The organism is Pseudomonas sp. PONIH3 (assembly GCF_002934345.1).
GTDB lineage: Bacteria > Pseudomonadota > Gammaproteobacteria > Pseudomonadales > Pseudomonadaceae > Aquipseudomonas > Aquipseudomonas soli.
Genome location: NZ_CP026386.1, coordinates 2,557,095 through 2,582,806 on the forward strand (window position 1 = coordinate 2,557,095; position 25,712 = coordinate 2,582,806).

Sequence of the window (25,712 nt, forward strand, 5' to 3'; positions counted from 1 at the left end):
CATTTGCCGCGACCTTCTGTCCGGTTTCATCTGCAGGACAGGGATCTCCTGATGTGCGCCCTCGATCCAGCTGCGGCGCAAGATGCAGATGCCCGACGAATGGCGCTGTATTCTGTACTCGGCCAGGTACCGGAGGGAAAAGTCGTCAGCTACGGGCAACTGGCCGAGCTTGCAGGCCTTGGCCGCGCGGCGCGGTGGGTGGGGCGCACACTTTCGCAGCTACCGCAGGACACTCGCCTGCCCTGGCACCGGGTGCTGGGCGCGGGTGGCAGGCTGAGCCTGGCCCTGGGCACGCCCTCGGGCGACGAACAACGCGCCCGGCTACGCGCAGAAGGCGTGAATGTGGCTAATAATCGTGTGGATATGGCGCGCCATGGCTGGCGTCCGATGGAGCACAGCGGTTAGAGTGCGCGCTTTGTTTTCGCAAACCTTGAGGCAGATGTTGGCCCATGCCCCGTAAAACCTGGCGCGCTGCGCTCGCTGCCTATGCCAGCCCGTCAACTTTGGTGCTTTTGCTGCTCGGATTCGCCGCCGGCCTACCGTACATGCTGGTGTTCTCGACGCTTTCTGTATGGTTGCGCGAGGCCGGCGTGGCCCGCGAGACTATTGGCTACGCCAGCCTGATCGGCCTCGCCTACGCCTTCAAATGGGTCTGGTCGCCGCTGCTCGACCAGTGGCGCCTGCCACTGCTCGGCGGCATGGGCCGGCGCCGTTCGTGGCTGCTGCTGTCGCAGGTCCTGGTGGTGCTAGGGCTGGTCGGCATGGGCTTCTGCGATCCGCAGAAACACTTGTCGTGGCTTGTCGCCCTGGCAGTGCTGGTGGCCTTCGCCTCGGCCACCCAGGACATCGCCGTCGACGCCTACCGCCTGGAGATTGCCGACGACCAGCGCCAGGCCGCCCTGGCCGCCAGCTACATGGCCGGCTACCGGGTCGCCGCACTGCTGGCCACTGCCGGTGCGCTGTTCTTCGCCGAGTGGTTCGGCTCCACCGGTTTCAGCTACTTGCACGAAGCCTGGACCGGCACCTACGTGCTGTTCGGCGTGCTGATGCTGCCCGCCGTGTTCACCACCCTGGTGATGCGTGAGCCGCCGGTCCCCCTGCGCACCCAGCTGTCGGCCGCGCGCTATGGCTTGATGCACCAGCTGGCGTCGGTGTTCGTACTGATCATCCTGCTGGTCTCGGTGCCGGCAAGTTTCACCCAGATGTTCAACACCGATTGGGGCAGCGTGGCGTTCGGCGACGCGACCATGCTCGACCTGCTGCTCGAAGATCGGGCCTTCCTACGCCTGATCCTCTATGTGCTGCTGACCTGGGCCTGCCTGTCATCCCTTGGCCGTCGCGGCCTGGCGCCGGTACTCACGCCGGTCAACGACTTCATCGTGCGCTATCGTTGGCAGGCGCTGCTGTTGCTTGGGCTGATCGCCACCTACCGCATGTCCGATACGGTGATGGGCGTGATGGCCAACGTGTTCTACATCGACATGGGCTTCACCAAGGACCAGATTGCCAGCGTCAGCAAGATCTTCGGCCTGATCATGACCCTGGTCGGCGCCGGCGCCGGGGGCCTGCTGATCGTGCGCTTCGGCATCCTGCCGATCCTGTTCATCGGCGGCGCGGCCTCGGCAGCCACCAATATCCTGTTCCTGATGCTGGCCGACATGGGCCCGAACCTGGAAATGCTGGTGGTCACCATCTCGCTGGACAACTTCAGTTCGGGGCTTGCCACCTCGGCCTTCGTCGCCTACCTGTCGAGCCTGACCAACCTGAAGTTCTCGGCCACCCAGTACGCCCTGCTCAGCTCGATCATGCTATTGCTGCCACGCCTGATCGGCGGCTATTCCGGGGTCATGGTGGAAAAGTTCGGCTATCACGACTTCTTCCTGGTCACCGCGCTGCTGGGTGTGCCGACGCTGGTGCTGATCGCGCTGCACTGGCGCCAGGAAGTCGGTCGGGGAAAGCCGGCGCCGGTGGAGAGCCCGGCGGCTGAACAACACTAGGCCTTCACTGGCCTCATCGCGGGGCAAGCCCGCTCCCACGTATTCAGTCTGAGGACTGCGTGGGAGCGGGCCTGCCCCGCGATGTTTCTACTGTGTCGCAGTTCCGTCCCCCGAACGCCCGCCTACCACGAACCACAAGGGCCACAGCGCAAGCGCGCCCGCCACGCCCGCAGCCAGGGCAAAGTGCATCAGGCTGGCACCGCCCCCCAGCATCGCCAACACCGCACCGCCCAATCCCAGCAAAGCGATGGTGATCATGCCCAGCATCGCCGACACCAGGCCCTTGCTCTGCTCACTGGAGAACAGCGTCATGCGGTACAGCACCGCGTTGGCCACGCCCAACCCCAAGGCGTACAGCGACATGCCGGAAACCACGCTGGTCACCGTTGGCCAGAGCCAGGTTGCCAGGGCCATCAGCGACAAGCCAGCCAGGTAAGGCCACAGAGCGCCACGCACCAAGGCCGGCAGCGGGTAGCGATCGGCGATACGGTTGATGATAAGGTTACCCAGGATCAGCCCGCCGAACACCGGCAATTGCCAAAGCGCGTATTCCATCGTGCTCAGGCCTTCATCATGGATCAGCAGCACAGGTGACAGGCCGATCCAGCCAATAAGAGGCAAACCTACCAGTCCCAGCGCCGCGCTACCGGCCACGAAACGACGATTGCCCAGCAACTGGCCATAACCTGCCAGCAATGGCAGCAGATGAATGGGCGTGAACGGCAGGCACGAGCCGTCGCGGCGCTCCACCCCCAGAGTTTCCGGCATCAGCCGGTAGAGCAGCAGCCAGCACAGCACCGCGCCGCCGGCGAAGGCCACGAACAGCCACCGCCAGTCCAGCCACTGCAGCATCAGGGTGCCCACCAGTGGGCCAAGCAACGGCGACAGCAGCGCGATGTTGGCCAGCAGCGCCATCATGCGCACCGCGTCGGCCTCGCTGAATGCCTCGTTGAGCGCCGGGTAGCTGACTGTGACGACGAAACCCAGGCCGATGCCCTGCAACAGCCGCAGCAGGTTGAACACACCGATATCCTGGGCCCAGAAGGTTGCCAGGCACGCCCCCCCGAAGAACACACAGCCCGCCAGCAACAGCGGGCGCCGGCCATAGCGGTCGGCCAACGGGCCGATCAGCCATTGCAGCAGCACGCCACCCAGCAGGTAGAGGTTGAGGGCATGGGGAATGTATTCGGGGCTGGCCTGGAGATCGCCGACCACGACCGGCATGGCGGGCATGACCGCGTCGCTCGCCAGATAGGTCAATAGTTCGAACAGCGCCAGGGTGAGGCCGAACAGCAGGGCGCGCAGGGGAGTGATATACAGCAGAGGTTTCATGGCGGACATCGGATTGGCAGGCAAGATCAGGGTGTATGCCAGATATGGCAGCGCCTGGCTGTGAACAAGTGTAAAAAACAGGGCCGCTTCGCGCCCCATCGCCGGCAAGCCGGCTCCCACAGGTTGACTGTTGACCCTGTGGGAGCCGGCTTGCCGGCGATGGGGCGCGAAGCGGCCCCGATTTCGCGGACGCTTATGTTACGCCACGGTCTCCTGCACCACGCGAATCACTCGCTGTGGAAAGGGAATGTCGATGCCTTCGGCCTTGAGCCGATCACGGGCATGTTCGTTGAGCATGAACATCACGTCCCAATAGTCGGCGGTCTTGGTCCAGATGCGCAGCGACACGGTGATCGAACTGTCGCCCAGGGTCGAAATCACCGCCTGCGGCGCCGGGTCCTGCAGTACACGCGGATCCTGGGCCAGCTCCAGCAGTACATTGCGAGCCTTCTGCAGGTCGGCGTCGTAATCCACCCCCACGTCGAACACCACCTTACGGGTCGGCTGGCGGTTGGTGTTGGTGATGATGCCGTTGGACAGGCTGCCGTTGGGCATGATCACGGTCTTGTTGTCGCCAGTGCGCAGCACGGTGTGGAAGATCTGGATGCTGTCCACGGTACCGCTGACCCCTTGGGCCTCGATCCAGTCACCGATACGGAAGGGGCGGAACATCAGGATCAACACGCCGCCGGCGAAGTTGGCCAGGCTGCCTTGCAAGGCCAGGCCGATAGCCAGGCCGGCGGCACCGATGGCGGCGACGAACGAGGTGGTCTCGATACCGATCATCGACGCCACGCTGACCATCAGCAGCACTTTCAACACGATATTGGCCAGGGTGCTGATGAAGCCCTGCAGTGCGGCGTCGGCGCGCAGGCCCACCAGCTTGCCGAGACGGGCGCTGAGTTTGTTGATGATCCACCAGCCGATGGCCAGCGTCAGCAGCGCCAGCAACAGGCGGCTACCGTACTCCATGATCAAGGGAACCCAGGTCTGCGATTGGCGAACAAGCTGATCGACTTCAGCGTTCAAATCCATGTTTATCTCCTGATGCCGAACGGCAAGTACACAGTGAAGCGGGCAGCGCAAAGCCAGCGGCCCTGACCCCGATGGACATCAATGCGCCATCAAGGTTCCGGGCCGCTGTACGATCAGTCGCGGAAGTTGTTGAACTGCAGCGGCATGTCGAATTCCTTGGTGCGCAGCAAGGCAATGGCCTCCTGCAGGTCATCGCGCTTCTTGCCGGTGACGCGAACCTGCTCGCCCTGGATGGCGGCCTGGACCTTGAGCTTGCCGTCCTTGATGGTGGCAACGATCTTCTTGGCCAGGTCCTTGTCGATGCCTTCGCGGAACTTGGCTTCCTGCTTCTTCTCCTTGCCCGAAGCGTAGGGATCCTTGGTTTCCAGGCATTTGACGTCGATCTTGCGCTTGACCAGTGCCAGGCGCAGGATTTCCAGCATGGCCTCGAGCTGGAACTCCTCCTCGGCGGTCAGCAGCACGGTCTGCTCCTTGTCCTTAAACTCGAAGGTGCCCTTGCCCTTCAAGTCGTAGCGACGGTCGAGGTCCTTGATGGCGTTGTCGACAGCGTTCTGCACTTCGTGCTTGTCCAGTTCCGATACCACGTCGAACGAAGGCATGGTTGATCTCCAGAAAAAAAAGCGCGCTCGGCCTGAAGATGGAGCGCGTCGGGTTTGATGGTTAAAATGCGGACTCATTATAACGGGTTGCGAAACGCAGATGAGCAGCACCTGGCATATTCTCGGCGCCGGCAGCCTCGGCAGCCTCTGGGCCTGCCGCCTGGCCCGCTCGGGCAAGGCAGTCCGCCTTATCCTGCGCGACCAGCAGCGCCTGGCCGCCTATGAACGCAAGGGCGGGCTGACCCTGATGGAGCAGGATGTCCAGCACCACTATGCGATCCCCGCGGAGAGCTTCGACGCGCCCGGCCCGATCCATCGCCTGCTGGTCGCCTGCAAGGCCTATGACGCCGCGCCTGCCGTGGCGCGCCTGGCCCCCAGGCTGGCCCATGGCGCCGAGCTGATACTGCTGCAGAACGGCCTGGGCAGCCAGGACGAGGTCGCCGAGCAGGTGCCCCACGCCCGCTGCATCTTCGCCTCCAGCACCGAGGGCGCGTTCCGCGAAGCCGACTGGCAGGTTCGCTTTGCCGGCCACGGATTCAACTGGCTGGGTGATCCGGCCAGCCCGGGCATGCCGACCTGGTTCGACGACCTGCACGAGGCCGGCATACCGGCCGAGTGGGCGCTCGACATCCCTGCTCGCCTGTGGCGCAAACTGGCGCTCAACTGTGCGATCAACCCACTGACGGTACTGCACGACTGCCAGAATGGCGGCCTGCTCGGGCACCTGACCGAAGTCGACCCGCTGTGCGACGAACTGGTCAACCTGCTGCATCGTTGCGGCCAGCCCGAAGCGGCCAGCGACCTGCACGAGGAAGTACAGCGAGTGATCCTGGCCACCGCGGCCAACTATTCTTCCATGTACCAGGATGTCCGCCATGGCCGGCGCACCGAGGTCCACTACCTGCTCGGCCACGCCTGCCGTGCCGCCGGCAGACACGGCCTGGCAGTGCCGCAACTGGAACACCTGCACCGACGCCTTGTCGATAACCTGCAGGCCCGCGGCCTGCGCAGCGACTGATCCTGCCCATTCATCGGAAACGGACACACTCAGACCCATGACCCTGCGTCAACGCCTGGAAAACCTCCCGGTCGGGCAGAAACTGCTGGCGGCCCTGCTGGTGCTGCTGGTGACCATTCTGCTGGTGGCTAACCTGGCATTCATCAGCGCCGCCTACTGGATCACCCAGGAGAGTATGGCCCCCCAGGCCCTGCAGACCATCGGCAAGCTGGTGTCCAATCCGCAGTTGTCGGCCCGCGCCGGCGACACACCGGAGACCGCCAGCGCGCTGCTCAAGGAACTCGACAGCTATGCCCCCCTGCGTGCCGCGGCGATCTATGGCGGCGATGGCCGCCTGCTGGCGCAACTACAGCATGGCGACCCGCTGACCCTGCCCAAGCGCTACCGCAACATCGATGGCTGGCGCCTGATGGAGTTTCGCAGTACTCAGCTGATCCGCCTGCCGCGCAGCGCCGCCCCACCCGCACATCTGCTGCTGGTGGCCAGCAGCGAGTTGCCCACCGCGTTCTACACCGGCACCCTCTCCGCCAGCCTGGCGATCCTGGTTTTCAGCGTGCTGCTGTGGCTAGTCATCGCTCGGCAGATCAAACGCCTGATCACACTGCCGATCAACCGCCTCGAAGAGCTGACCCGCCAGGTCACCCGTGAGGAGAGCTATGCCCTGCGCGCCCAGCGCGGCAATGACGACGAGATCGGCGGCCTGGCTGAAGCGTTCAACACCATGCTGTCGCGCATTGAAGCCCGTGAACAGCAACTCAAACGCACCCGGGACGAATTCCAAAACGCCTACGACCAGGCCCAGGGCTTGGCTGAGGAAACCCGCCACACCAACCGCAAGTTGGAGCTGGAAGTCCAGGTCCGCAGCAAGATCGAGAAAAAGCTCACCGGTTTCCAGAACTACCTCAACAGCATCATCGACTCAATGCCCTCGGCGCTGATCGCCCTCGATGAACAGCTCTACGTCACCCAGTGGAACCACGAGGCCACGGTACTCTCCGGGACACCGCTGGACGAAGCGCTGAACCAACCGATCTTCCTCGCCTTCGAGCCGCTCAAGCCGTTCCTGCCGCAGCTCAAGGAGAGCGTGGAGAAACACCGGGTGGCCAAGATCGAGCGGGTCACCTGGCCAAAGGGCGAGGACCTGCGTCACTACGCGCTGACCTTCTACCCGCTGATGGGCGGTGGCGGACGCGGCGTGGTGATCCGTATCGACGACATCACCCAGCGTCTATCGCTGGAAGAAATGATGGTGCAATCCGAGAAGATGCTCTCTGTCGGCGGCCTGGCGGCCGGCATGGCACACGAGATCAACAACCCGCTGGGCGCGATCCTGCACAACGTGCAGAACATCCGCCGCCGTCTGTCGCCGGACCTGCCGCGCAATCAGGAGCAGGCCAACGAGCTGGGCATCGACCTGCCGACCATCAATCGCTACCTGGCCAGCCGCGAGGTGCCACAGTTGCTCGACGGCATCCAGCAAGCCGGCGCGCGGGCCGCGAAGATCGTCACTCATATGCTCAGTTTCAGCCGCCGCAGCAACCGCCAGCTAGTCCCTTGCGACCTGCCGGCGTTGATCGACCAGGCGGTGGAGATTGCCGGCAATGACTTCGACCTGGCCATCGGCTTCGACTTCAAGGGACAGGCCATCGTCCGCCAGTTCGACCCACAGCTGGGGCCGGTGCCCTGCACCGCCAACGAACTGGAGCAGGTGCTGCTGAACCTGCTGAAGAATGCCGCCCAGGCCATCCACCAGCGCCCGCAACCCAGCGAGCCTGGGCGTATCACCTTGCGCACCAGGCTCAACCCGCCCTGGGCGGAAATCCAGGTCGAGGACAACGGCGTCGGCATGCCCGAGACGGTGCGCAAGCGCACCTTCGAGCCATTCTTTACCACCAAGGAGATCGGCCAGGGCACCGGCCTGGGCCTGTCGGTGTCGTATTTCATCATCACCAACAACCACAAGGGGCAGATGGAAGTGCAGTCCACCCCCGGCCAGGGTACCTGCTTCACCCTGCGCCTGCCCCTGAACCAGGCCCAACCGGCCCCCCTGAACACGGAGACATGACATGGGCTATCGCCTGTCGAAGATCTATACCCGCACCGGCGACAAAGGTGAAACCGGCCTGGGCGACGGGCGCCGGGTGCCCAAGGACCATCCGCGCGTCGAGGCGATCGGCGAGGTCGACAGCCTCAACAGCCAGCTCGGCGTGTTGCTGGCGGGTCTGGCCGAGGCAGGGCTGAGCGAGCTGATCGAGGTGCTGGCGCCTTGTCAGCATCGGCTGTTCGACCTGGGGGGCGAGTTGGCGATGCCCACTTACCAGGCGCTGAACAGCGTTGAAGTGGAGCGCCTGGAGGCTGCGATAGACCGCTGGAACGACGAGTTGGGGCCACTGAAGAACTTCATCCTCCCCGGAGGCTCGATGCTGGTGGCCCAGGCCCATGTATGTCGCAGCGCGGCACGCGCAGCTGAACGACGCTGCCAGCAGTTGAACACGCTGGAGCCGCTGGAGGGAGTGGGGCTGGCCTACATCAACCGGCTGTCGGACCTGCTGTTTGTCGCAGCACGGATCATTGGACGACGCCAAGGTGTCGACGAAGTGCTGTGGCAGGCGGCCGAGAAGCCCGTCTGAAAGCATCGCGGGGCAAGTCGGAGCGGCGCTGCGGCGCCCCGACTTGCCCCGCGATTGGCGGATGACTCAAGCCCCAGGCCAGAACGCCCGAATCCCCGCCACGCCCTGGGCACCGGCATCCCACGCCTGCTCCCGCTCACCCGGCCCCACCCCACCCAGCAGAAACACCGGATGGCTGATCCCGGCGATCAAGCGCTGTGCCTCATCCCAACCCAACGGCTCAGCCTCAGGATGAGTCTGCGTCGCCTGCACCGGCGACAGGGTGACGAAGTCCACCCCCATCTGCTCGGCCAATGCCAGCTCCTCGGCACTGTGGCAGGACGCCGCCAGCCAGCGCTCCTTCGGGAACGGCCGGCCCTTGGCCGCGTACTTGCGCAACTGCGCGGCGGTCAGGTGCCAGCCGGCAGACGGGAAGTCGCCGAGCCATTCAAGCGGCCCCTTGAGCATCAGTTGCGCCTTGCCTGCGCACAGGCCGACCGCGTCGACCGCCACATCGCGGTACTTGGGGTCGTACATGTCCGGTGCCCGTAGCTGGATCAGCCTGATACCGCTGGCCACGGCCTTCTGGATACCTTTGAGCAACTCGGGCACTTCCAGACCGTCCGGGGTGATCAGGTATTGATCAGGTAAACGCGCGGCGGCGACGATCGGCTTGTTCGCCTCGGGGAACGCATACTGCCCCAGGTCACGCGGAGCCACCCACGCCAAAGGCTGCCCTTCTGCCCCATGTGGCTCACCGGTAAAGCCATCCACCTCGCGCACATCGAGCAACACCTGCTTGTCCGGGTAATCGTGGCTGACCTTGATCAGCGGGCGTGAACCCGTGACCTCGATGCCCAGCTCCTCGCGCAGCTCACGGGCCAGCGCCGCTTCGACGCTCTCCCCCGCTTCCACCTTGCCGCCGGGGAACTCCCACAAGCCGCCTTGGTGCTGAGTATCCGCACGACGGGCGATCAGGATGCGACCATCGGCACCGCGGATGACCGCGGCCACTACATGAATCCGTTTCACCCTTCACGCTCCGCCAGGCCCGCCCGCTGCCAGGCCTGGAAGGCCGGCCACTGGTAGATGGTTTCGATGTAGGCGGCGGCCTCGGCCGGCACCTCGACGCGGTAGGTGCGCAGGCGCACGGCCACCGGGGCGAAGAAGGCATCGGCCAGGGTCGGCCGGCCAAACAGGAACGGGCCGCTATCCTTGGCCACCAGGCGGCACTCGGACCACAGGGCGACGATGCGGTCGATGTCGACCTGCACATCCAGCGGCACGCTTTCCAGCGCCTGGTCGCGGGACAGGTCGAACGGCATGGCGCCGCGCAGGGCGAAGAAGCCGCTGTGCATCTGGGCACAGGCCGAACGGGCCTGGGCACGGGCGGCGATGTCCTCAGGCCACAGGCGAGCCTCAGGGTGGCGTTCGTTGAGGTATTCGGCGATGGCCAGGGAGTCGGCGATCACACCATGCTCGCTCTGGAGCAGCGGCACCTTGGCGGTGGCCGAGAAGGCCAGCAGGCGCTGGCGGGTGTCGGGCTGGTTGAGCTTGACCAGGGTTTCTTCGTAGGGGGTGCCAGCCAGCTCAAGAGCCAGGGCGCCGCGTAGCGACCAGGAGGAATACAGCTTGTCGCCGATGATCAGGTGATAGCTCATGGTTCGGCTCCATAAAATTCGGGATATTGGGGCTGCTGTGCAGCCCCTGTGACATCAGGTGCGGTATTCGGCGTTGATCTTCACGTACTCGTGGGACAGGTCGGTGGTCCAGATGGTTTCGCTGCACTGGCCACGGCCGAGGTCGATACGGATGGTGATCTCTTCCTGGGCCATCACCGCCGAGCCTTGCGCCTCGGTGTAGCTCGGGCTGCGCCCGCCTTTGCTGGCGATGCACACGCTGTCCAGATACACGTCGATCAGGCTGACATCCAGCTCGGGCACGCCGGCGCGACCGACAGCTGCGAGAATGCGGCCCCAGTTGGGGTCGGAGGCGAACAGCGCGGTCTTGATCAACGGCGAGTGAGCCACGGCGTAGCCGACGTCCAGGCACTCCTGGTGGTTGCCACCACCGTTGACCTGCACGGTGACGAACTTGGTGGCGCCTTCGCCGTCACGGACGATAGCCTGCGCCACCTCCATGCACACTTCGAACACCGCTTGCTTCAGTGCTTCGAACAGCGCGCCGCTGGCTTCGGTCACTTCCGGCACATCGGCCTTGCCGGTGGCGATCAGCATGCAGCAGTCGTTGGTCGAGGTGTCGCCGTCGATGGTGATGCGGTTGAACGACTTGTTGGCGCCGTCGAGCATCAGGTCCTTCAACACCGCCGGGGCGACCTTGGCGTCGGTGGCGATGTAGCCGAGCATGGTGGCCATGTTCGGGCGGATCATCCCCGCGCCCTTGCTGATGCCTGTGACGGTGATGGTCTTGCCGTCGAACTGGAACTGACGGCTGGCGCCCTTGGGCAGGGTGTCAGTGGTCATGATGCCGGTGGCGGCTTCGGCCCAGTTGTTTTCCGACAGATTGTCCAGGGCGGCCTGCAGCGCGCCTTCGATCTTCTCGACCGGCAGCGGCTCGCCGATCACACCGGTGGAGAACGGCAGGACCGACTCGGCCGGCACGCCGGCCAGTTCGGCCAGCCTGGCGCAGGTGCGCTCGGCGGCGGCCAGGCCCGGGGCGCCGGTGCCGGCGTTGGCGTTGCCGGTGTTGGTCAGCAGGTAACGCACGGTGCCCTGCACGCGCTGCTTGGAGAGGATCACCGGTGCCGCGCAGAAGGCGTTGAGGGTGAACACGCCGGCGACGCTGGAGCCTTCGGCGCAGCGCATCACCACCACATCCTTGCGCCCCGGGCGCTTGATGCCCGCCGAGGCGATACCGAGTTCGAAACCGGGAACCGGGTGCAGGGTGGGCAGGGGACCAAGACCAACAGCCATTAGAGCGCTCCTAGATAAATCGGTTGAGAACAAAAAGCGGGGCCGCAAAGCGGCCCCGGATGTGTCACGTTACTGCAGGTGGTTCAGATCATTCAATCTGACCATGGCAATGCTTGAATTTCTTGCCCGAGCCACACCAGCAAGGCTCGTTGCGACCGAGCTTCATGTCGTTGCGCACAGGGGCCGATGCGACGGCGACTTCAGCGCCCTCCTCGGCCAGTTGCTCGCCTTCCAGGCCAGGTGCGGCGGCGTGCTGGAACTGCATGCGGCTGGCCAGTTCCTCGGCCTCGCGGCGCAGACGGGCTTCTTCCTCGACCGGGTCTTCGCGACGGACCTGAACGTGCGACAGCACGCGGATGGTGTCGCGCTTGATCGACTCGAGCAGCTCCTGGAACAGGGTGAAGGATTCGCGCTTGTACTCCTGCTTGGGGTTCTTCTGCGCATAGCCGCGCAGGTGGATACCGTGGCGCAGGTGGTCCATGGTCGACAGGTGGTCTTTCCACAGGTCGTCCAGCACGCGCAGCAGGATCTGCTTCTCGAAGGTACGCAGGGCGTCGATGCCGGCCTGGTCTTCCTTCTCGTTGTAGGCGTCGGTGATTTCCTTGAGCAGCTTCTCGCGCAGGGTCTCCTCGTAGAGGTGATCGTCCTCGTCGAGCCACTGCTGGATCGGCAGCTTCATGGCGAAGTCGCTGGACAGCGAAGCCTCGAGGCCAGCCACGTCCCACTGCTCGGGCAGCGACTGCGGCGGGATGTGCTGGCTGATGGTTGCATCGAGCACTTCCTGGCGGAACTCGGCGATGGTGTCACCGATGTTCTCGGCCGCCAGCAGGCTGTTGCGCATGTGGTAGATCACCTTGCGCTGTTCGTTGGCCACGTCGTCGTATTCGAGCAGCTGCTTGCGGATATCGAAGTTGCGACCCTCGACCTTGCGCTGCGCTTTTTCGATGGCGTTGGTCACCATGCGGTGCTCGATGGCCTCGCCGGACTGCATGCCCAGGGCCTTCATGAAGTTTTTCACCCGGTCGGAGGCGAAGATGCGCATCAGGCTGTCTTCCAGCGACAGGTAGAAGCGGCTCGAGCCGGCATCGCCCTGACGGCCGGCACGGCCACGCAGCTGGTTGTCGATACGGCGCGATTCGTGACGCTCGGAGGCGATCACGTGCAGGCCACCGGCCTCCAGCACCTGCTGGTGACGCTTCTGCCAGTCGGCCTTGATCTGGGCGATCTGCTCGGCGGTCGGGTTGTCCAGGGCGGCGACTTCGGCCTCCCAGTTACCGCCCAGCAGGATGTCGGTACCACGGCCGGCCATGTTGGTAGCGATGGTCAGGGCACCCGGCGCACCGGCTTGCGCGATGATCTCGGCTTCTTTCTCGTGGTACTTGGCGTTCAGGACCTTGTGGTCGATACCTTCCTTCTTGAGCAGGTTGGACATGTGCTCGGAGGTTTCGATGGTCGCGGTGCCGACCAGGACAGGACGGCCCTGGGCCATGCTTTCCTTGATGTCGGCAATGATCGCCGCGTACTTCTCGTCGGCGGTCAGGTACACCAGGTCGTTGAAATCCTTGCGCGCCAACGGCTTGTTCGGCGGGATGACCATCACGTTGAGCGCGTAGATCTGCGCGAACTCGAACGCCTCGGTGTCGGCGGTACCGGTCATGCCCGACAGCTTGGTGTACAGACGGAAGTAGTTCTGGAAGGTGGTCGAGGCCAGGGTCTGGCTTTCGGCCTGGATGTTCAGGTTTTCCTTGGCCTCGATGGCCTGGTGCAGGCCCTCGGACAGGCGGCGGCCCGGCATGGTGCGGCCGGTGTGCTCGTCGATCAGGAGGATCTGGCCATCCTGGACGATGTACTCGACGTTGCGGTGGAACAGTTTATGCGCCCGCAGGCCGGCGTAGACGTGGGTCAGCAGGCCCAGATTGTGCGCGGAGTACAGGCTCTCGCCCTCGGCCAGCAGGCCGGATTGGGTGAGCATGTCCTCGATGAACTGGTGGCCGGCCTCGTTCAGTTCGACCTGGCGGCTCTTCTCGTCGATGCTGTAGTGACCCTCTTGGGTCACCTGGCCTTCGACTTCCTCGATGTGCTGGGTCAGGCGCGGGATCAGGCGGTTGATCTCGATGTACAGCTTGGAGCTGTCCTCGGCCTGGCCGGAGATGATCAGAGGGGTACGCGCTTCGTCGATGAGGATCGAGTCGACTTCGTCGATCACCGCGAAGTTCAGCTCACGCTGGAACTTCTCGTCCTGGCTGAACGCCATGTTGTCGCGCAGGTAGTCGAACCCGAATTCGTTGTTGGTGCCGTAGGTGATGTCGGCGGCGTAGGCGGCACGCTTCTCTTCCGGCGGCTGGAACGCCGAGACGATGCCGACGGTCAGGCCGAGGAACTCATACAGCGGGCGCATCCAGTTGGCGTCGCGGCGGGCCAGGTAGTCGTTGACGGTGACCACGTGCACACCCTTGCCGGACAGCGCATTGAGGTAGACGGCCAGGGTACCGACCAAGGTCTTGCCTTCACCGGTACGCATTTCTGCGATCATGCCTTCGTGCAAGGTCATGCCGCCGATCAGCTGGACATCGAAGTGACGCATGCCCATCACGCGCTTGCCGGCCTCGCGGGCTACCGCGAAGGCTTCTGGCAGCAGTTGGTCGAGCGTTTCGCCTTTGGCCAGGCGTTCCTTGAACTCTGCGGTCTTGCCCCGCAGTTGCTCATCGGAGAGGGCCACCATCTTCTCTTCGAAGGCATTGACGGTGCTCACCGTCTTGAGCATGCGTTTGATTTCACGCTCGTTCTTGCTTCCAAAAAGTTTTTTTAACAAAGGCGCAAACATATCGGCAGGATCTTCCACACGTAGGGATGGAGGGCGGCCCCATGAGTCGCCCGTGCAGCCCAGAGGCCGCATGCGAACGAGCATTCTACCCGGAAACGATGGTGAGGAAAGTGGTGGATTTCCACGATGCTGGCACAGCGCTTTTAGGGGGCCTGACTAACATAGGGCCTTTTTGCACAAGTTCAAGGTGCGCATAGATGAAACGTATCGCCAATGACTTGTATCAAGATCCGACGGACGATCGCGGGGCCAGTCTGCTCCCGCCCCTGATCACGGCGTGTGGGCCGAGCGGGCCCCGTGATGAATGACCAACTGTTAGACTGATGGTCCTGTCATTTTCAGCGCAATCCCATGGCCTACAAACCTAGCCCTGCCCGCCCACCCGCCGACCTGCTGCGCAAGGCGCGGCCACTGCGCTTGCTGCTCAACCAAGCCGAGCGCATCGAGCATCTGCAGCGTCTGCTCGAGAGTCAGTTGCAACCGGCCGCCCGGGAGCATTGCCACGTGGCGTCCTGGAAGGAAGGCACCTTGTTGCTGGTGGTAACCGACGGCCATTGGGCTACCCGCCTGCGCTACCAGCAGAAGCGTCTGCAACGCCAGCTCCAGGCCATGGAAGCCTTCGCCAACCTCAGCCGCATCCAATTCAAGGTACAGCCGCCCTTGGTCCCAGCGAAGCGCGCAGGCCAAGGCCCGGAGCTGACGGAAACTGCCGCGTTGAGCATCCGCGGGTCCGCCGAGGGCATCAGCGATCCCAAGCTCAAGGCGGCGCTGGAGCGGCTGGCGACACATGCCAAGACTTGATCGGTTTTGCTCAAACCCGACTCCAAATAAGATGCAACCTGGATCATCGCGTATAAAAAAGGCCACCCGAGGGTGGCCTTAATCACTAGAGAGAGTGTTCGAACTTACACAGCCGCAACAGGGCGCATGTACGAGATCGGTGCCGTGCTGGCATCTTCGAAAGTCACCACTTCCCAAGCATCGGTTTCCGCGATCAGCTTGCGCAGCAGCTGGTTGTTCAGCGCGTGCCCGGACTTGTATCCCTTGAACTCGCCGATCAGGCTGTTGCCCAGCAGGTACAGATCGCCGATGGCGTCGAGGATCTTGTGCTTGACGAATTCGTCATCGGAACGAAGGCCGTCTTCGTTTAGCACACCCGTCTCGTCGACGACGATGGCGTTCTCGACACTACCACCCAGCGCAAGGTTGTGCTTGCGCAGGTACTCGATGTCACGCATGAAACCGAAGGTACGGGCACGGCTGACTTCCTTCACGAACGAGGTGCTCGAGAAGTCGACAACAGCGCTCTGGGTCTGGCCCTTGAGGACCGGGTGATCGAAATCGATCTCGAAGCTCACCTTGAACCCGTCGAAGGGCAGGAAAGTGGCGCGCTTGTCACCCTCTTCCACTGTCACTTCACGCAGGATGCGGATGAACTTCTTCGGTGCGTCCTGTTCTTCCAGGCCGGCCGATTGGATCAGGAATACGAAGGGTCCGGCACTGCCATCCATGATCGGCACTTCCGAGGCGGAGAGCTCGACGTAGGCGTTATCGATGCCCAGGCCCGCCATGGCGGAGAGCAGGTGCTCGACCGTATCGACTTTGACGTCACCGTTGACCAGCGTGGTCGACATGGTGGTCTCGCCGACGTTGGCCGCGCGCGCCGGAATTTCGACCACAGGGTCGAGGTCGGCGCGACGGAAGACGATGCCGGTGTCGACAGGCGCAGGCTTGAGGGTCAGGTAGACCTTCTCCCCGGAGTGCAGGCCGACGCCTGTGGCACGGATGGTATTCTTCAGGGTGCGTTGTCTAATCATGGCATTGGCCGCTTCAGCGCAAATTGCGAACAGGTATCAACAAAGGCTGGGGATGATAACAGACCCGGCCTTTGCTGAACACCAATCACCCTTATACCCCTGATAAATTCCATTAATCGGCCTGACGACGCAGGAACGCCGGGATATCCAGGTAATCCAGATCGTCCTGGGGGTTGAGTTTAGCGGCAGCCGCAGCACCTGCGTGGGCTTGGTTGCGCATCACGGTCGGGCGCTCCAGGTCACGGTAGTTGACGGCCGACTGCTCCTGGCGAGCCGGGGCAGGATTGGAGGCCTCATATGCCTGCTGAGCAGTCTGCAGGGTGTTGTCGACCACCTTGACCGGTTTCTCGATGCGCGCGCCCAGGCCAGTGGCCACGACGGTCACGTGCAGCTCGTCGCGCATGTCCGGGTCGATCACGGTGCCGACCTTGACCATCGCGTGGTCGGAGGCGAAGGCCTCGATGATGCTACCCACGTCGGAGTACTCGCCCAGCGACAGGTCAGGCCCTGCGGTGATGTTCACCAGGATGCCGCGAGCGCCCTGCAGGTTGACGTCTTCGAGCAACGGGTTGCGGATCGCCGCCTCGGTGGCTTCGCGAGCACGGTTCGGGCCGCTGGCGCAGCCGGTACCCATCATCGCCATGCCCATCTCGCCCATCACGGTGCGTACGTCGGCGAAGTCGACGTTGATCATGCCCGGACGCTTGATGATGTCCGAGATGCCGCGCACGGCGCCGGCCAGCACGTCGTCAGCCTTGGCGAAGGCGGACAAGAGGCTTGCATCCTTGCCCAGGATGGTCAGCAGCTTCTCGTTGGGGATGGTGATCAGCGAGTCGACGCTTTCAGCCAGCATGCGGATGCCTTCATCGGCGATCTGCATGCGCTTGCGGCCTTCGAACGGGAACGGACGGGTCACCACCGCGACGGTGAGGATGCCCATTTCCTTGGCCACTTCGGCGATGATCGGCGCCGCGCCGGTACCGGTACCACCACCCATGCCGGTGGTGATGAATACCATGTTGGTGCCCTGCAGCACTTCGGCGATGCGCTCACGGTCTTCCAGCGCGGCCTGACGGCCGACTTCCGGATTGGCGCCAGCACCCAGGCCCTTGGTCACACCGGTGCCCAGTTGCAGGATGGTGCGCGCGCCGATATTTTTCAGCGCCTGAGCATCGGTGTTGGCGCAGATGAATTCCACGCCCTCGATGCTGCTCTTGACCATGTGGTTGACGGCGTTGCCGCCGCCACCGCCGACGCCGATCACCTTGATGACCGGACTTTGCGGGACGTTGTCTACGAGCTCGAACATTTTCCCTCTCCTTACAGTTCTCTAGTTGTCGCGCCTACCACTACTGCTTTGAAACTCAGAAGTTGCTCTGGACCCAACGCTTGAGTCGCTCAAGCACTGGCCCCTTGGGTTCATCGCCATAGCTGTTGTTGCTGCTGTTGCTGTTGCTGATACCGGTCAGGGACAGGTCCTCGGACTGCTTCTGCAGGCCGTAGGTGAGCAGGCCCACGCCGGTGGAATAGATCGGGTTGCGGACCACGTCGCTCAGCCCGCGGACGCTGTGCGGCACGCCCAGGCGTACCGGCATGTGGAAGATTTCCTCGGCCAGTTCCACGGCACCCTCCATCTTCGCGGTACCGCCGGTGAGGACGATGCCGGCCGGCACCAGGTCCTCGTAGCCACTGCGGCGCAGCTCAGCCTGGATCAGGGTGAACAGCTCGTCGTAACGCGGCTCCACCACTTCGGCCAAGGCCTGGCGCGACAGCTCGCGCGGCGGGCGATCACCCACGCTCGGCACCTTGATGGTCTCTCCGGCACCGGCCAGCTTGGCCAGAGCGCAGGCGTAGCGGATCTTGATTTCCTCGGCGTACTGCGTAGGCGTACGCAGGGCCATGGCGATGTCGTTGGTGACCTGGTCGCCGGCGATCGGAATTACCGCGGTGTGGCGGATCGCGCCTTCGGTGAAGATGGCGATGTCGGTGGTGCCGCCACCGATGTCCACCAGGCACACGCCCAGCTCTTTCTCGTCGTCGGTCAGCACCGAGTAGGCCGAGGCCAGTTGCTCGAGGATGATGTCGTCGATTTCCAGACCGCAGCGACGCACGCATTTTTCGATGTTCTGCGCCGCGTTCACCGCGCAGGTAACCACGTGGACCTTGGCTTCCAGGCGCACGCCCGACATGCCCAGGGGCTCGCGCACGCCTTCCTGGTTGTCGATCACGTAGTCCTGCGGCAGGGTGTGCAGCACCCGCTGGTCGGCCGGGATGGCCACGGCCTGGGCGGCATCGAGCACGCGCTCGAGGTCGGCGGTGCTGACTTCACGGTCGCGGATGGCGACGATGCCGTGGGAGTTCAGGCTGCGGATATGGTTGCCGGCAACACCGACGAACGCCGAATGGATGCGGCAGCCGGCCATCAGCTGGGCCTCTTCGACGGCGCGCTGGATCGACTGCACGGTCGATTCGATATTCACCACCACGCCCTTCTTCAGGCCGCGTGACGGATGGGTGCCGATCCCGACGATCTCCAGGGTGCCGTCCTCGCCGACTTCACCCACCAGCGCCACCACCTTGGAGGTGCCGATGTCCAGCCCGACGATCATTTTGCCGCTATGCGCGTTTGCCATGGTCCTGCCTCTCTCTAATTCTTCGCAACGGCGGGTTGGGCCGTCGTCGGTGCATTCGGTTCCCGCCAACCAACGGCAAGTCCGTTGGAATAACGCAGATCGATGCGGGCGATATTGGTGATCTGGTCTTTAAGCGATTTGTCGTAAATGGCAATGAAACGGCGCATCTTCTCCACCAGGTGGTCGCGCCCCAGCAGCAGCTCGATGCCTGGGCCGGCGCTACCCGCGCCAGTGGTCAGGAACCAGCTGCCTCGCTCGCGCAGCTCCAGGCGAGCGATGGAAAAGCCCATGGGGCGCAGCATCTGGCTCAATACCTGATACTGCTGCATGACTTGTTGCTGAGCGCGCTGCGGCCCGAACAGCTGCGGCAGGTGCTCGTAGTTGGCCAGCTCGCGCGGGGTGAAGGCCTGCCCCTGGTTGTTGAGCAAGGCCTCGTCGCCCCAGCGCGCCACCGGCAACTGTTCTTCCAGGCGGATAACCACCTCGTCCGGCCACACCCTGCGCACTTCGGCGTGGGCGATCCAGGGCATCTGCTCGAGCTCGACGCGCATCGCCGCGAGGTCGACGGTGAAGAAGCTCGCCGCCACGTAGGGCGCGATCCGCTGCTGCACCGCCTGCTGACTGATGTAGCTGAGGTCGCCCTGCACGGCAATCTTGGTGATCGGCCGGTCGGCGTAGGGCATCAGGCGAATGGCACCCTCATAGGCGCCAAAACCGGCGGCCACCAGCAATACCGGCCACAGCAGACGCTTGAGGCCGCCGAAGCTTGGCCGCGGCAGGCGCGCCGATACGGGCTCGTCAGCCACCAGTCGGCTGGCACCACGCGGCACCGGCTTGCTACGGCCGGTGACGGGTGGCTGCTGACGTATCATCGCGCCTTGCATGGCTATTAACCTCTCGTCGCTACGCTGTCGGCCAGGATCGCCAGCACCAGCTGCTGGAAGTCCAGGCCGGCGGCACGGGCCGCCATGGGCACCAGGCTATGGTCGGTCATGCCCGGTGCGGTGTTGACCTCGAGCAGCCAGAAACGGCCCTGCTCGTCCTGCATCACGTCCAGACGGCCCCAGCCCTCGATACCAACGGCATCGCAGGCGCGCGCGGTAAGGTCGATCAGCTCCTGCTCCTTGACGCTGTCCAGGCCGCACGGGATGCGGTACTGGGTGTCATTGGCGATGTACTTGGCGTCGTAGTCGTAGAACACGTGAGGGGTGCCCAGCGCGATCGGCGGCAGCACCTGGCCACGCAGCACGGCGATGGTGAACTCCGGACCGTGGATCCACTGCTCGACCAGCACTTGCGAATCGTAGTTGGCGGCGTCTTTCCAGGCGGTGACCAGCTCTTGCTCGCTGTTCACCTTGGCCATGCCGATGCTCGAACCTTCATGGGCGGGTTTGACGATCAACGGGAAGCCCAGTTCCGCACTGGCGGCCACGCAATCCTGCTCGCTGGCCAGCACGGCGTGACGCGGCGTGGGGATACCCAGGCTCTGCCACACCTGCTTGGTGCGCAGCTTGTCCATGGCCAGCGCCGAGGCGAGGATGCCGCTGCCGGTGTAGGGAATCCCCAGGCATTCGAGCAGGCCCTGCATGCTGCCGTCCTCACCGCCACGGCCGTGGAGGATGATGAAGGCGCGGTCGATCTTCTCGCTCTGCAGGCGGGTCAGCAGGTCGTCGCCGACGTCGATGGCGACTACGTCGACACCAGCGCTGGTCAGCGCCTCGATCACTGCCTTGCCCGACTTCAGGGAAACCTCACGCTCGGCACTCTTGCCACCGTACAGCACGGCGACGCGGCCAAAGGCCTTGACGTCCAGGGTCGAGTGCAACTTGTCGTAGGCGCTGGTCATTTCGACTTCTCCTGCTTGGCGCCTGCGAACAGCGGGCTTTTCATCAATTGCGGGGCCAGGCCGCCGACATCGCCGGCACCCTGGCAGATCAGGATGTCGCCGGCGCGCAGCAGCGGCTTGACCAGCGGCGCGAGCTCGGCGCCGCGTTCGATGTAGATCGGATCGAGCTTGCCGCGCTGGCGGATGCTGTGGCACAGCTGGCGGCTGTCGGCGCCGGGGATCGGCTCTTCGCCGGCCGGGTAGACCTCCATCAGCAGCAGCACGTTGGCATCGCCCAGCACCTGCACGAAATCGTCGTACAGATCGCGGGTGCGGCTATAGCGGTGCGGCTGGTAGACAATTACCAGGCGGCGGCTCGGCCAGCCGCCACGCACGGCCTTGATCACCGCGGCGACCTCGGTCGGGTGGTGGCCATAGTCGTCGACCAGCATCACGCTGCCACCGTCGACCGGCAGCTCGCCGTAGACCTGGAAGCGTCGACCGACGCCCTGGAAGCCCGACAGGCCCTGGACGATGGCCTCGTCGCTGATGCCTTCGTCGGTGGCGATGGCGATGGTCGCCAACGCGTTGAGCACGTTGTGGTTACCCGGCATGTTCACCGACACTTCCAGCGGCTCACAGTCACGGCGCAGCACGGTGAAGTGGGTCTGCATGCCCTGCTGACGCACATTGATGGCGCGGATGTCGGCCTCTTCGCTGAAGCCGTAGGTAACCGTCGGGCGCTTGACCTGCGGCAGGATCTCGCGCACCACCGGGTCGTCCAGGCACATCACCGCCAGGCCATAGAACGGCAGGTTGTGGAGGAACTCGACAAAGGTCTTCTTCAGCTTGTTGAAGTCGCCTTCGTAGGTGGCCATGTGGTCGGCGTCGATGTTGGTGACCACCGCGACCATGGGCTGCAGGTGCAGGAAGCTGGCGTCGCTCTCGTCGGCTTCGGCGATCAGGTAGCGGCTGGTGCCCAACTGCGCGTTGGTCCCGGCCGCGGTCAGGCGACCACCGATGACGAAGGTCGGGTCCAGGCCACCGGCGGCGAACACCGAGGCCAGCAGGCTGGTGGTGGTGGTCTTGCCGTGGGTGCCGGCCACCGCCACGCCATGGCGATAGCGCATCAGCTCGGCGAGCATCTCGGCACGCGGCACCACGGGGATGCGGCGCTCCAGTGCGGTGGCGACTTCCGGGTTGGCCGGATTGATCGCGCTGGACACCACCAGCACATCGGCATTGGCGGCGTTCTCGGCGCGGTGGCCGACGAAGATCTCGGCGCCGAACGACTCAAGGCGCTCGGTGACCGGCGACACCTTGAGGTCGGAGCCGGACACTTCATAGCCGAGGTTCAGCAGCACTTCGGCGATGCCGCACATGCCGACGCCGCCGATACCGACGAAGTGGATGCGACGGATACGGCCCATCTTCGGATGCGGCATGGCTTTCTGGCTCTCAACCATGGGCCACCTCCAGGCAGATATCCACCACGGTGCTGGTTGCGGCAGGTTTGGCCAGGCGGCGGGCGGTGCCGGCCATGGCGTTGAGTTTCTCGGGTTGCATCAGCACCTCGTTCAGGCGTTCAGCGAGCTGCGCTGCGCCAGTAGTCGCTTGTGGCATCAGGAAGGCGGCGCCTTCACGTGCCAGGTATTGGGCGTTGTGAGTCTGGTGGTCGTCGATGGCATGGGGCAAGGGCACCAGCATCGAGGGCAGGCCCGCCGCCGCGAGTTCGCTGACGGTCAGGGCGCCGGCCCGGCACACCACCATATCGGCCCAGCCATAGGCATGGGCCATGTCCTTGATGAACGGTTCGACCTGGGCCTCGACCCCCGCCTCGTGATAACGCTCGGCGGTGACGGGCGCGTGGTTCCTGCCCGCCTGGTGGAAAACTTCGGGGCGCAGGTTCGCCGGCACCTCGGACAGGGCCTTAGGCAACAATTTGTTCAATGGTTCCGCACCCAGGCTGCCGCCCATGACCAACAGGCGCGCACGGCGCTCGGCCAGGGGCGCGCGCAGGGCGTCCATGAACAGCTCCGGGCGCACCGGATTGCCGGTAGTGCGCAGCTTGTCACTGGCGGCAAAGGTGTCCGGGAATGCTTCGCAGACACGCGCGGCCAGCGGCAGCAGCAACCGATTGGTGGTACCGGCGCGAGCATTCTGCTCGTGGATCACCAGTGGCACGCCACACAACCGCGCGGCTACGCCACCGGGGCCGGTCACATAGCCACCGAAGCCGACCACGCAGACCGGCTTGAGCTCACGGACGATGCGCCGCGCCTGCATCACGGCTTTGACCAGGGTGAACGGCGCCTTGAGCAGCGACAGCTTGCCCTTGCCGCGCAGGCCGCTGACCTGGATCAGGTGCAGCGGCAGGCCGGCCTGGGGCACCAGTTCGTTCTCGATGCCACGCGGGGTACCCAGCCAATGCACACTGTAGCCGCGTGCCTGGAACTCGCGGGCACAGGCCAGGGCCGGGAACACGTGGCCCCCAGTGCCACCGGCCATGATCAGGACGTTCTTGCCGTCAGCGGCCATGACTGGTCTCCTCGGCAAAATCGCTTTCCTTGAATTCGTGTTCCTCGCTGCCAAGATGGGTGCGGCTCTCCCACTCGATGCGTAAAAGCAGCCCGACACAGGCGCAACAGATCACCAGCGAGCTGCCCCCGTAGCTGAGGAACGGCAGAGTCAGGCCCTTGGTCGGCAACAGGCCGACATTCACGCCGATGTTGATCAGGAACTGGCCGATCCACAGGAATGACAAACCAAAGGCCATGTAGGCGGCGAAGAACTGCTTGGCCTTCTCGGCCCACAGGCCGATGTACAGGGCACGCACGGTGATGAACACGAACAGCGCGATGGTCAGCAACGAGCCGACCACCCCCAGCTCTTCGGCCAGTACCGAGAACACGAAGTCGGTGTGCGCCTCGGGCAGGTAGAACTGCTTCTGCACGCTATTGCCCAGGCCCACGCCCAACCATTCGCCGCGGCCGAAGGCGATCAGCGCCTGGGTCAGCTGGTAGCCGGAGCCGAACTGGTCGCTCCAGGGGTCGGTGAAGGTGATCAGGCGCGCCATCCGGTAAGGCTGGGCCTGGACCAGTACCACCACCGATATGACCGCCAGCACCACCATCAGCGAGAAGCGGAACAGCCCCACCCCGCCGAGGAACAGCATGGCCGCCGCAGCGCCCATCATCACCACCGTGGCGCCGAAGTCCGGCTCCATCAGCAGCAGGCCGGCCATTGGCAGCAGCACGATGAACGGTTTGAAGAAGCCCATCCAGCTTTCGCGCACCTCGGTCTGGCGACGCACCAGGTAGCCGGCGAGATAAATGACCACGAAGACCTTGGCGATCTCCGACGGCTGGACGTTGAAGAAGCTGAAGCCGATCCAGCGCATCGAACCGTTCACCTCACGGCCGATACCGGGCACCAGCACCAGCACCAACAGGCCGAAGGCACCGATCAGCATCATGAAGCCCATGCGCTGCCAGGTGGCGATCGGCACCAGCATGGTCATCAACCCGGCGCCCAGGCCCAGGGTGACGTACACCAGGTGGCGGAACATGTGGTACAGCGGGTTGCCGGACTGCACCGCGGCCACTTCGGAGGAGGCCGAGGTGATCATCACCAGGCCCAGGCCGAGCAGCGCCAGGCAACCGGCCAGCAGCGGGAAGTCGAGGTCGATGCCACGGCCGCTGATCAGCGGCGACGGGTACGGCTTGAGGATGCCGAAGATCATGCCAGCCCCTCCGCTGCCTGGGCGAACAGGCGCCCGCGCTCTTCAAAGTTCTTGAACATGTCGAGGCTGGCGCAGGCCGGCGACAGCAGCACCGCGTCACCGGCGTGGGCCAGCTCGGCGCAACGCTGCACGGCCTCATCGAGGGTCTGCACGGGCACCAGTTGCACGGCATTCTTCAGGGTTTCGGCCAGGCGTGCGGCATCGCGGCCGATCAGCACCACGGCGCGGCAATGCTGCGCCACCGGGGTGCGCAAGGCCGCAAAATCGGCACCCTTGCCATCGCCGCCGGCGATCAGCACCAGTTTGCCCTCGATATCGGCGCCCAGGCCTTCGATGGCCGCCAGCGCGGCACCGACGTTGGTGGCCTTGGAATCGTCGTACCAGTTCACGCCGTTGCGCTCGCGCACCCACTGACAACGATGGGCCAGGCCCTTGAATTCGCGCAGCGCGTCGAGCATAGGCGCGAACGGCAGGCCGACGGCGTGGCCGAGGGCCAGGGCAGCCAGGGCGTTACTGTGATTGTGAGCGCCACGGATCTTCAGCTCCCGCACTGGCATGAGGGTCTGGAACTCGAACGCCAGGTATTTCTCGCCGTCCACTTCACGCAGGCCGAAGGCCTTGAAGTCCGGTGCGTTGAGGCCAAAGGTCCAGCACGGACGGCCTTCGACCGGCAACGGACGGCTCAGGGCATCCTGGCGGTTGACCACCACCTGGCGGGCGCCGCGGAAGATCCGGTGCTTGGCCAGGTGATAGGCCGGCAGGCCGCTGTAGCGGTCCATGTGGTCTTCGCTGATGTTCAGCACGGTGGCCACTTCGGCGTTGAGCTGGTCGGTGGTTTCCAGCTGGAAGCTCGACAGCTCCAGCACGTACAGCTCGACGTCGTTAGCCAGCAAGTCCAGGGCCGGGGTGCCGAGATTGCCGCCGACTGCCACACGTTTGCCTGCCTTGGCGGCCATCTCGCCGACCAGGGTGGTCACGGTGCTCTTGGCGTTGGAGCCGCTGATGGCCACGATCGGCGCCTTGGCGTGATGGGCGAACAGCTCGATGTCCCCGGACAGCTTGACGCCACGCGCCGCGGCCTGTTGCAGCGCAGGCGTGGCCAGGGCCAGGCCCGGGCTGACATACAGCTCGCTGGCCCGGCACAGGAAGTCCACGTCCAGCTCGCCACAGCGCACTTCCACCTGCGGGTATTCACGGCGCAGGGTGTCCAGTTCCGGCGGTTGCTCGCGGGTGTCGGCGACCGCAAAGGCAATGCCCCGGCTCGCCAGGAAGCGAACCAGGGACATGCCGCTCTTGCCGAGGCCGACAACGATGCGGAATTGGTCGGAAGCGATCAGTGACACGCTCG

22 protein-coding genes are annotated in these 25,712 nt (G+C 64.4%); 6 read left to right on the forward strand and 16 right to left on the reverse strand.

Annotated elements, in window-relative coordinates; genetic code table 11:
- The first annotated feature begins 51 nt into the window (after positions 1-51).
- A complete protein-coding gene (locus tag C3F42_RS11860) occupies positions 52-405 on the forward strand; it encodes an MGMT family protein (protein WP_038707422.1) in 354 nt (117 codons plus the stop codon).
- Between the two features lie 44 nt (positions 406-449).
- Entirely contained in the window at positions 450-1,997 is a 1,548-nt protein-coding gene (locus C3F42_RS11865; protein ID WP_023631292.1) for an AmpG family muropeptide MFS transporter, read from the forward strand.
- An 87-nt stretch (positions 1,998-2,084) separates the two neighbouring features.
- Here C3F42_RS11865 and C3F42_RS11870 read toward each other — a convergent pair whose 3' ends face one another.
- The 3 genes from C3F42_RS11870 to C3F42_RS11880 form a co-directional block, all read right to left on the reverse strand.
- Positions 2,085-3,329, reverse strand: coding sequence for an MFS transporter (locus tag C3F42_RS11870; RefSeq protein WP_104445308.1), 1,245 nt, complete (start codon positions 3,327-3,329; stop codon positions 2,085-2,087).
- A 198-nt stretch (positions 3,330-3,527) separates the two neighbouring features.
- Positions 3,528-4,364 (reverse strand): mechanosensitive ion channel family protein, encoded by an 837-nt coding sequence (locus C3F42_RS11875; protein WP_023631294.1) that lies wholly within the window; start codon positions 4,362-4,364, stop codon positions 3,528-3,530.
- Positions 4,365-4,477: 113 nt separating this feature from the next.
- On the reverse strand, positions 4,478-4,963 hold the full coding sequence (locus tag C3F42_RS11880; protein WP_011535522.1) for a YajQ family cyclic di-GMP-binding protein: 486 nt from the start codon (positions 4,961-4,963) through the stop codon (positions 4,478-4,480).
- 100 nt (positions 4,964-5,063) lie between these two features.
- Between C3F42_RS11880 and C3F42_RS11885 the strand changes: the two genes are divergently transcribed.
- Genes C3F42_RS11885 through C3F42_RS11895 form a run of 3 tightly spaced genes read left to right on the forward strand, consistent with a single transcriptional unit; the run spans position 5,064 to position 8,611 of the window.
- Positions 5,064-5,981 (forward strand): putative 2-dehydropantoate 2-reductase, encoded by a 918-nt coding sequence (locus C3F42_RS11885; protein WP_094010213.1) that lies wholly within the window; start codon positions 5,064-5,066, stop codon positions 5,979-5,981.
- A 37-nt stretch (positions 5,982-6,018) separates the two neighbouring features.
- Positions 6,019-8,046: an ATP-binding protein gene (locus C3F42_RS11890; protein WP_038707420.1), complete on the forward strand. Its 2,028-nt coding sequence runs from the start codon at positions 6,019-6,021 to the stop codon at positions 8,044-8,046.
- A gap of 1 nt (position 8,047) precedes the next feature.
- A complete protein-coding gene (locus C3F42_RS11895) occupies positions 8,048-8,611 on the forward strand; it encodes a cob(I)yrinic acid a,c-diamide adenosyltransferase (protein WP_094010214.1) in 564 nt (187 codons plus the stop codon).
- A 66-nt stretch (positions 8,612-8,677) separates the two neighbouring features.
- Here the strand turns inward: C3F42_RS11895 and C3F42_RS11900 are convergent, their stop codons facing one another.
- From C3F42_RS11900 to secA, 4 genes are all read right to left on the reverse strand, one after another.
- A complete protein-coding gene (locus tag C3F42_RS11900; RefSeq protein ID WP_038707419.1) occupies positions 8,678-9,622 on the reverse strand; it encodes a Nudix family hydrolase in 945 nt (314 codons plus the stop codon).
- Entirely contained in the window at positions 9,619-10,251 is a 633-nt protein-coding gene (locus tag C3F42_RS11905) for a glutathione S-transferase family protein (RefSeq protein WP_038707418.1), read from the reverse strand. The genes C3F42_RS11900 and C3F42_RS11905 overlap by 4 nt, the downstream gene beginning before the upstream one ends.
- Positions 10,252-10,305: 54 nt before the next feature.
- Complete coding sequence (argJ, locus tag C3F42_RS11910; RefSeq protein WP_038707417.1) at positions 10,306-11,523, reverse strand: bifunctional glutamate N-acetyltransferase/amino-acid acetyltransferase ArgJ; 1,218 nt, start codon at positions 11,521-11,523, stop codon at positions 10,306-10,308.
- A gap of 88 nt (positions 11,524-11,611) precedes the next feature.
- Entirely contained in the window at positions 11,612-14,347 is a 2,736-nt protein-coding gene (gene secA, locus C3F42_RS11915) for a preprotein translocase subunit SecA (protein ID WP_031314821.1), read from the reverse strand.
- 351 nt (positions 14,348-14,698) lie between these two features.
- On the opposite strand from secA, the gene C3F42_RS11920 reads away from it, so the two are divergent.
- Entirely contained in the window at positions 14,699-15,148 is a 450-nt protein-coding gene (locus C3F42_RS11920; RefSeq protein WP_023629816.1) for a DUF721 domain-containing protein, read from the forward strand.
- Between the two features lie 104 nt (positions 15,149-15,252).
- On the opposite strand, the gene lpxC is transcribed toward C3F42_RS11920, so the two are convergent.
- The 9 genes from lpxC to murD all read right to left on the reverse strand — a co-directional run bounded on the left by lpxC (position 15,253) and on the right by murD (position 25,707).
- A complete protein-coding gene (gene lpxC / locus C3F42_RS11925; protein ID WP_023629817.1) occupies positions 15,253-16,164 on the reverse strand; it encodes a UDP-3-O-acyl-N-acetylglucosamine deacetylase in 912 nt (303 codons plus the stop codon).
- Between the two features lie 112 nt (positions 16,165-16,276).
- Entirely contained in the window at positions 16,277-17,473 is a 1,197-nt protein-coding gene (ftsZ, locus tag C3F42_RS11930; RefSeq protein ID WP_023629818.1) for a cell division protein FtsZ, read from the reverse strand.
- A gap of 55 nt (positions 17,474-17,528) precedes the next feature.
- Positions 17,529-18,797: a cell division protein FtsA gene (ftsA, locus tag C3F42_RS11935; RefSeq protein WP_094010215.1), complete on the reverse strand. Its 1,269-nt coding sequence runs from the start codon at positions 18,795-18,797 to the stop codon at positions 17,529-17,531.
- A gap of 14 nt (positions 18,798-18,811) precedes the next feature.
- Positions 18,812-19,681: a cell division protein FtsQ/DivIB gene (locus C3F42_RS11940; protein ID WP_023629819.1), complete on the reverse strand. Its 870-nt coding sequence runs from the start codon at positions 19,679-19,681 to the stop codon at positions 18,812-18,814.
- A gap of 5 nt (positions 19,682-19,686) precedes the next feature.
- Positions 19,687-20,643: a D-alanine--D-alanine ligase gene (locus C3F42_RS11945; RefSeq protein WP_094010216.1), complete on the reverse strand. Its 957-nt coding sequence runs from the start codon at positions 20,641-20,643 to the stop codon at positions 19,687-19,689.
- Positions 20,640-22,088, reverse strand: a complete 1,449-nt coding sequence (gene murC / locus C3F42_RS11950; RefSeq protein WP_038707416.1) for a UDP-N-acetylmuramate--L-alanine ligase — start codon at positions 22,086-22,088, stop codon at positions 20,640-20,642. Before murC ends, C3F42_RS11945 begins: the two co-directional genes overlap by 4 nt.
- Complete coding sequence (murG, locus tag C3F42_RS11955; protein ID WP_094010217.1) at positions 22,081-23,160, reverse strand: undecaprenyldiphospho-muramoylpentapeptide beta-N-acetylglucosaminyltransferase; 1,080 nt, start codon at positions 23,158-23,160, stop codon at positions 22,081-22,083. The genes murC and murG overlap by 8 nt, the downstream gene beginning before the upstream one ends.
- Positions 23,150-24,364 carry a putative lipid II flippase FtsW gene (ftsW, locus tag C3F42_RS11960; protein WP_023632511.1) on the reverse strand — a complete coding sequence of 405 codons (1,215 nt, stop codon included), beginning with the start codon at positions 24,362-24,364 and terminating at the stop codon, positions 23,150-23,152. The genes murG and ftsW overlap by 11 nt, the downstream gene beginning before the upstream one ends.
- Positions 24,361-25,707 (reverse strand): UDP-N-acetylmuramoyl-L-alanine--D-glutamate ligase, encoded by a 1,347-nt coding sequence (gene murD, locus C3F42_RS11965; protein WP_104444478.1) that lies wholly within the window; start codon positions 25,705-25,707, stop codon positions 24,361-24,363. The genes ftsW and murD overlap by 4 nt, the downstream gene beginning before the upstream one ends.
- Positions 25,708-25,712 lie beyond the last annotated feature (5 nt).

What these genes read in the sequence shown, in the direction of transcription:
- C3F42_RS11875 (WP_023631294.1), bottom strand. Translation starts at nt 4,364, where the DNA reads ATGGATTTGAACGCTGAAGTCGATCAGCTTGTTCGCCAATCGCAGACC.
- C3F42_RS11865 (WP_023631292.1), top strand. Translation starts at nt 450, where the DNA reads ATGCCCCGTAAAACCTGGCGCGCTGCGCTCGCTGCCTATGCCAGCCCG.
- ftsZ (WP_023629818.1), bottom strand. Translation starts at nt 17,473, where the DNA reads ATGTTCGAGCTCGTAGACAACGTCCCGCAAAGTCCGGTCATCAAGGTG.
- ftsW (WP_023632511.1), bottom strand. Translation starts at nt 24,364, where the DNA reads ATGATCTTCGGCATCCTCAAGCCGTACCCGTCGCCGCTGATCAGCGGC.
- C3F42_RS11885 (WP_094010213.1), top strand. Translation starts at nt 5,064, where the DNA reads ATGAGCAGCACCTGGCATATTCTCGGCGCCGGCAGCCTCGGCAGCCTC.
- murG (WP_094010217.1), bottom strand. Translation starts at nt 23,160, where the DNA reads ATGGCCGCTGACGGCAAGAACGTCCTGATCATGGCCGGTGGCACTGGG.
- C3F42_RS11920 (WP_023629816.1), top strand. Translation starts at nt 14,699, where the DNA reads ATGGCCTACAAACCTAGCCCTGCCCGCCCACCCGCCGACCTGCTGCGC.
- C3F42_RS11895 (WP_094010214.1), top strand. Translation starts at nt 8,048, where the DNA reads ATGGGCTATCGCCTGTCGAAGATCTATACCCGCACCGGCGACAAAGGT.
- C3F42_RS11945 (WP_094010216.1), bottom strand. Translation starts at nt 20,643, where the DNA reads ATGACCAGCGCCTACGACAAGTTGCACTCGACCCTGGACGTCAAGGCC.
- C3F42_RS11870 (WP_104445308.1), bottom strand. Translation starts at nt 3,329, where the DNA reads ATGAAACCTCTGCTGTATATCACTCCCCTGCGCGCCCTGCTGTTCGGC.
- C3F42_RS11905 (WP_038707418.1), bottom strand. Translation starts at nt 10,251, where the DNA reads ATGAGCTATCACCTGATCATCGGCGACAAGCTGTATTCCTCCTGGTCG.
- C3F42_RS11890 (WP_038707420.1), top strand. Translation starts at nt 6,019, where the DNA reads ATGACCCTGCGTCAACGCCTGGAAAACCTCCCGGTCGGGCAGAAACTG.
- C3F42_RS11880 (WP_011535522.1), bottom strand. Translation starts at nt 4,963, where the DNA reads ATGCCTTCGTTCGACGTGGTATCGGAACTGGACAAGCACGAAGTGCAG.
- secA (WP_031314821.1), bottom strand. Translation starts at nt 14,347, where the DNA reads ATGTTTGCGCCTTTGTTAAAAAAACTTTTTGGAAGCAAGAACGAGCGT.
- C3F42_RS11940 (WP_023629819.1), bottom strand. Translation starts at nt 19,681, where the DNA reads ATGCAAGGCGCGATGATACGTCAGCAGCCACCCGTCACCGGCCGTAGC.
- argJ (WP_038707417.1), bottom strand. Translation starts at nt 11,523, where the DNA reads ATGGCTGTTGGTCTTGGTCCCCTGCCCACCCTGCACCCGGTTCCCGGT.
- ftsA (WP_094010215.1), bottom strand. Translation starts at nt 18,797, where the DNA reads ATGGCAAACGCGCATAGCGGCAAAATGATCGTCGGGCTGGACATCGGC.
- murC (WP_038707416.1), bottom strand. Translation starts at nt 22,088, where the DNA reads ATGGTTGAGAGCCAGAAAGCCATGCCGCATCCGAAGATGGGCCGTATC.
- lpxC (WP_023629817.1), bottom strand. Translation starts at nt 16,164, where the DNA reads ATGATTAGACAACGCACCCTGAAGAATACCATCCGTGCCACAGGCGTC.
- C3F42_RS11860 (WP_038707422.1), top strand. Translation starts at nt 52, where the DNA reads ATGTGCGCCCTCGATCCAGCTGCGGCGCAAGATGCAGATGCCCGACGA.